5 protein-coding genes are annotated in these 4,548 nt (G+C 68.8%); all 5 read right to left on the reverse strand.

Annotated elements, in window-relative coordinates; genetic code table 11:
• Positions 1–1,527 (reverse strand): BCCT family transporter (locus B551_RS14155; protein WP_023264358.1); only part of this gene is annotated, 1,527 nt, incomplete at its 3' end.
• Between the two features lie 85 nt (positions 1,528–1,612).
• Complete coding sequence (locus B551_RS14160) at positions 1,613–2,335, reverse strand: LrgB family protein (RefSeq protein WP_006578593.1); 723 nt, start codon at positions 2,333–2,335, stop codon at positions 1,613–1,615.
• On the reverse strand, positions 2,332–2,739 hold the full coding sequence (locus B551_RS14165) for a CidA/LrgA family protein (RefSeq protein WP_006578592.1): 408 nt from the start codon (positions 2,737–2,739) through the stop codon (positions 2,332–2,334). The genes B551_RS14160 and B551_RS14165 overlap by 4 nt, the downstream gene beginning before the upstream one ends.
• A 68-nt stretch (positions 2,740–2,807) precedes the next feature.
• Complete coding sequence (glcF, locus tag B551_RS14170) at positions 2,808–4,052, reverse strand: glycolate oxidase subunit GlcF (RefSeq protein ID WP_023264359.1); 1,245 nt, start codon at positions 4,050–4,052, stop codon at positions 2,808–2,810.
• 136 nt (positions 4,053–4,188) lie between these two features.
• Positions 4,189–4,548: FAD-linked oxidase C-terminal domain-containing protein (locus tag B551_RS14175; protein WP_043439691.1), on the reverse strand; the 360-nt coding region annotated here is incomplete at its 5' end.

Genomic DNA, 4,548 nt, shown 5'->3' on the forward strand with positions numbered 1-4,548 from the left:
GGTTTCGCGGTCGCGCAGCAGCCGCTCGAGCAGCCGGTCGCGCGCGCGGTGCCGACGCTCCAGCCGGGTCGATTCCTCGTCGAGCGCACGGAACAGGCTGACGCACATCGCGGCCATCACCACCGCGAAGGGCAGCGCCGCCAGGATCGACATCGACTGCAATCCCTTGAGCCCGCCGGACACCAGCAGCACGCCGGCGATCAGCGCGATCAGCACGCCCCAGATCAGCTTGAGCCGCGCCGGCGGACGCGGATTGCCGTGGTCGGACATCATGCCGAGCACGAAGGTCGCCGAGTCCGCCGAGGTCACGAAGAATACGGTGACCAGCACGATCGCCAGGATCGATGTCAGCGTCGCCGCCGGGTAGGCGTCCAGCAGCGCGAACAGCGCCAGGGACGGATCCTGCTGGACCGCCTGCACCACCGGCACGTTCTGGAACATCGACGCATACAGGCCCGCGCCGCCGAACACACCGAACCACAGGAAGCTGATCAGCGTCGGCGCCAGCAGCACGCCGACGATGAACTCGCGGATGGTGCGGCCCTTCGAGATGCGCGCGATGAAGGTGCCGACGAACGGCGCCCAGGCGATCCACCAGGCCCAGTAGAACAGTGTCCAGTCGGCGACCCAGGTGCCCTGGCTGAACGGCGTCATCCGCATGCTCATGCCGATCAGGTTGTCCAGATAGGCGCCGATTGTGGTGGTCAGCGCGTCCAGGATGAACGAGGTCGGCCCCAGCACGAATACCGTCAACAGCAGCAGCACGGCCAGCACCATGTTCAGATTGCTGAGCCACTGGATGCCGCGCGTCAGCCCGCTCAGCGACGACAGGATGTACAGCGCGCCGGCCACCGCGATGATGATCAGCTCGACCGCGATATCGTTGGGCACGCCGAACACCCGGTACAGGCCGGCATTGATCTGCAGCGCGCCCAGCCCAAGCGAGGTGGCCACGCCGAACGCGGTGGCGATCAGCGCCAGCACGTCGATCCACTTGCCGAGCGGCCCGTTGGCGCGCGCGCCGATCAGCGGCTCGAAGGTCGTGCTGATCAGCATCGGCCGGTCGCGGTTGAACTGGAAGAAAGCCAGCGCCAGCGCGACCACCGAATAGGCGGCCCACGGATGCAGGCCCCAGTGGAACAGTGCGTAGCGCAGCCCGGTGCCGGCAGCCTGCGGCGTCAGCGGTTCGAGTCCCTGCGGCGGCTTGATCAGGTGCGACACCGGTTCGGCCACGCCCCAGAAGACCAGGCCGATGCCCATGCCGGCGGCGAACAGCATCGAGAACCAGCTGAGCCGGTGAAACTGCGGTTCCGCGTCTTCGCCGCCAAGCCGGATGCTGCCGAAGCGGCCGAACGCCAGGTACAGCGCGAACACCAGGAAGCCGAACATCGTCAGCAGATAGAACCAGCCGAAGCGGGCGATCACGCCCGTCAGCAGCCATTGCATCGTCGCGCCGAGCTGGTCGGGCGCCAGCGCGCCCCACAGCACGAACAGCGAGACGAGCGCCAGAGCCAGCTTCAGTACCATCGCGTTCTCCCGGTCGGTTGTCGTTCGGTCCTGCGTTGCCGGCGCCGAAGCGCGCTGCGGCGGGTTCAGCGCCGATCGGCGCAAATCAGCGCGGCATCCACGTCGCCAGCAACGGCACCAGCACGGCGGTCAGCACGCCGTTCAGGCCCATGCCGAGCGCGGCGAAGGCGCCGGCCTCCTGGTTGACCTGGAAGGCGCGCGCGGTGCCGATGCCATGCGCCGCCAGCCCGGTGGCGAAGCCGCGCACGCTGTAGTCACGCATGCCGAGCAGGTTCAGGATCTTGGTCGCGCTGATCGCGCCGATGATGCCGGTGCCCATCACCAGCACGGCGGTCAGCGACGGCAGGCCGCCGATCTTTTCTGCGACGCCCATCGCGATCGGAATGGTCACCGACTTGGGCGCCAGCGAGCGCACCACCTCGGGCGAGGCGCCCAGCAGCCAGGCGATGCCGACCGCCGACACCACCGCGACCAGCGAGCCCGCCAGCAGCCCGCCGAGCAGCGGCAGCACGTGCGCGCGCAGCTTCGGCAATTGCTGGTACAGCGGCACCGCCAGCGCCACGGTGGCAGGGCCGAGCAGGAAGTGCACGAACTGAGCGCCGTCGAAGTAGGTCTGGTACGGCGTGCCGGTCACGGTCAGCACCGCGACCAGCAGCGCGACCGAGATCATCACCGGATTGGCCAGCGGCGAGAAACGCGCCCGCTCGTAGATGCGGAAGGCGAACACATAGGCCAGCAGCGTCGCGGTCAGCCCGAGCAGCGGGCTGGCGGCCAGATAGACCCAGATCTCGTTCAGGCGCGGCGTCATCGCGTCTCTCCCGCGCCGTTCGCGGCATCGTCCGCGGAAGGGCTGGAAGGGACGGAAGGCGAAGCCGGGGGCTTGCGCATCAGCGCGCGCGTGACGAGCGCGGTGGTCGCGATCGCCAGCCAGGTGGACAGCACCAGCGCGACGATGATCGGCATCCATTCGCCGCCGATGCGGCTGCCGTGCACCATGATGCCGACGCCGGCCGGCACGAACAGCAGCGACAGATGCTTGAGCAGTTCGGCGGTGGTGCCCTGGATGATCGCCAGCAGGCGATCGTCGATCGCGAGCCAGCAGAACAGCAGGATCATGCCGATCACGGGACCGGGAACGGGCAGGCGCAGCGCGTAGCTGAACACCTCGCCCACGGATTGGAATACCAGCAGGATGGCAAGCGTCTGAAGCATGCGAGAGGCAGGTTGGTCGGCCAGGCGGAATCACCGCGATTCCACCGGCGGCAGCCTCCCGCGCACCGTCAACCGAGCATGCGATCCACCAGTTCGATCCAGTGCAGCACCGGCGTCTGCGTGCCGCTTTGCAGATGGGTGATGCAGCCGATATTGGCGGACACGATGGTGTCCGGCTGCGTGGCCTGCAGTTTGGCGAGCTTGTCGTCGCGCAGGCGATAGGCCAGGTCCGGCTGCAACACCGAGTAGGTGCCCGCCGATCCGCAGCACAGGTGGCTGTCAGCGCAGAGTTTGACCTCCACGCCGAGTGCGGTCAAGAGCGCCTCCACCTTGCCGCGGATCTGCTGGCCGTGCTGCAGCGTGCAGGGCGGGTGCCACGCGACCCGTTGCTCGGGCGGCGGCGCGGCCTCGGCCAGCCGCTTCAGCGGCTCGGCGAAGGCCGGCAGCAACTCGGACACGTCGCGCGTCAGCGCCGAGATGCGCGCCGCGCGTTCGGCGTACTGCGGGTCGTGGCGCAGCAGATGGCCGTACTCCTTGACCATCACGCCGCAGCCCGACGCATTCATCACGATGGCCTCGGCGCCGGCCTCGACATGCGGCCACCATGCATCGATATTGCGGCGCATGTTGTCGAGCCCGCCGGCATGGTCGCCATTGTGGTAGCGGATTGCCCCGCAACAACCGGCCTCGGGCGCGACCACCATCTGCACGCCGAGACGATCGAACACGCGCGCGGTCGCGGCATTGATGCCGGGCGACATCGACGGCTGCACGCAGCCGGCCAGCAACAGCATCTTGCGGGCGTGCTCGCGTCGCGGCCAGGCGCCGGCCGGCGCGGCGACCGGCACCTTGTTGCGCAGCACCTCGGGCAGCAGCGGACGCACCAGTTGCCCCATGCGCATCGCGGCGCCGAACAGGCGCGGCCGCGTCAGCCCTTCGCGCAGCACCCAGCGCGCGATGCGCTGGCGCGCCGGGCGATGCAGGCCCTGCTCGGCCAGCCGCTCGTCGACGACCTGGCGGCCGATATCGACCAGCCGGCCGTAGGTCACGCCGGACGGGCAGGTCGACTCGCAGTTGCGGCAGGTCAGGCAGCGGTCCAGATGCAGCCGCGTGCTTTCGGTGACGGGGTTGCCCTCGAGCACCTGCTTCATCAGGTAAATGCGCCCCCGCGGGCCGTCGAGCTCGTCGCCGAGCAACTGATAGGTCGGGCAGGTCGCGGTACAGAAGCCGCAGTGCACGCACTTGCCGACGATGGACTTGGCTTCTTCGCCATCGGGCGTGTCGCGGAGGAAATCGGCCAGGGTCGTTTGCATGATAGGGACCAGAGGGTTTGTCGCGCCGGCTTGTCGGTTGGCTTGTTGTTCGGGTTTGTCGCGGGGACTTGCCGGGACGCTTGTCTAGCGAATGGGCGAATGGGCGAATGGGGGAAGGAACGAAGGGAGCGCCGATTCAGAGCTCCGGATACAGCCGCCCCGGATTGAAGATGCCGGCCGGATCGAAGGCCGCCTTCAGCCGCGCGTGGATCGCCATCAGCGGCGCGGACTGCGGCGTGAACACGCCTTCGGATTTGTCGCCGTGGCGAAACAGCGTCGCGTGTCCTCCAGCGGCGTGGGCGATCGCCCGTACCTGGGCGGCCGGTACCGGCTGCGCCGGAATCCACCAGCGCTGGCCGCCGCCCCATTCGATCAACTGCGTGCCGCCTGCCGCGGAGGGCAGGGCCAGCGGCGCGGCCGTGGTCGGCACCGCCAGGCGCCACAGCGGCGCGCCGGCATGGGACGGCGCGAAGAACGGATGGGTCTGTTCGCGCAG

Source organism: Cupriavidus sp. HPC(L) (assembly GCF_000307735.3).
Lineage (GTDB): Bacteria > Pseudomonadota > Gammaproteobacteria > Burkholderiales > Burkholderiaceae > Cupriavidus.

What these genes read in the sequence shown, in the direction of transcription:
- B551_RS14160 (WP_006578593.1), bottom strand. Translation starts at nt 2,335, where the DNA reads ATGACGCCGCGCCTGAACGAGATCTGGGTCTATCTGGCCGCCAGCCCG.
- B551_RS14165 (WP_006578592.1), bottom strand. Translation starts at nt 2,739, where the DNA reads ATGCTTCAGACGCTTGCCATCCTGCTGGTATTCCAATCCGTGGGCGAG.
- glcF (WP_023264359.1), bottom strand. Translation starts at nt 4,052, where the DNA reads ATGCAAACGACCCTGGCCGATTTCCTCCGCGACACGCCCGATGGCGAA.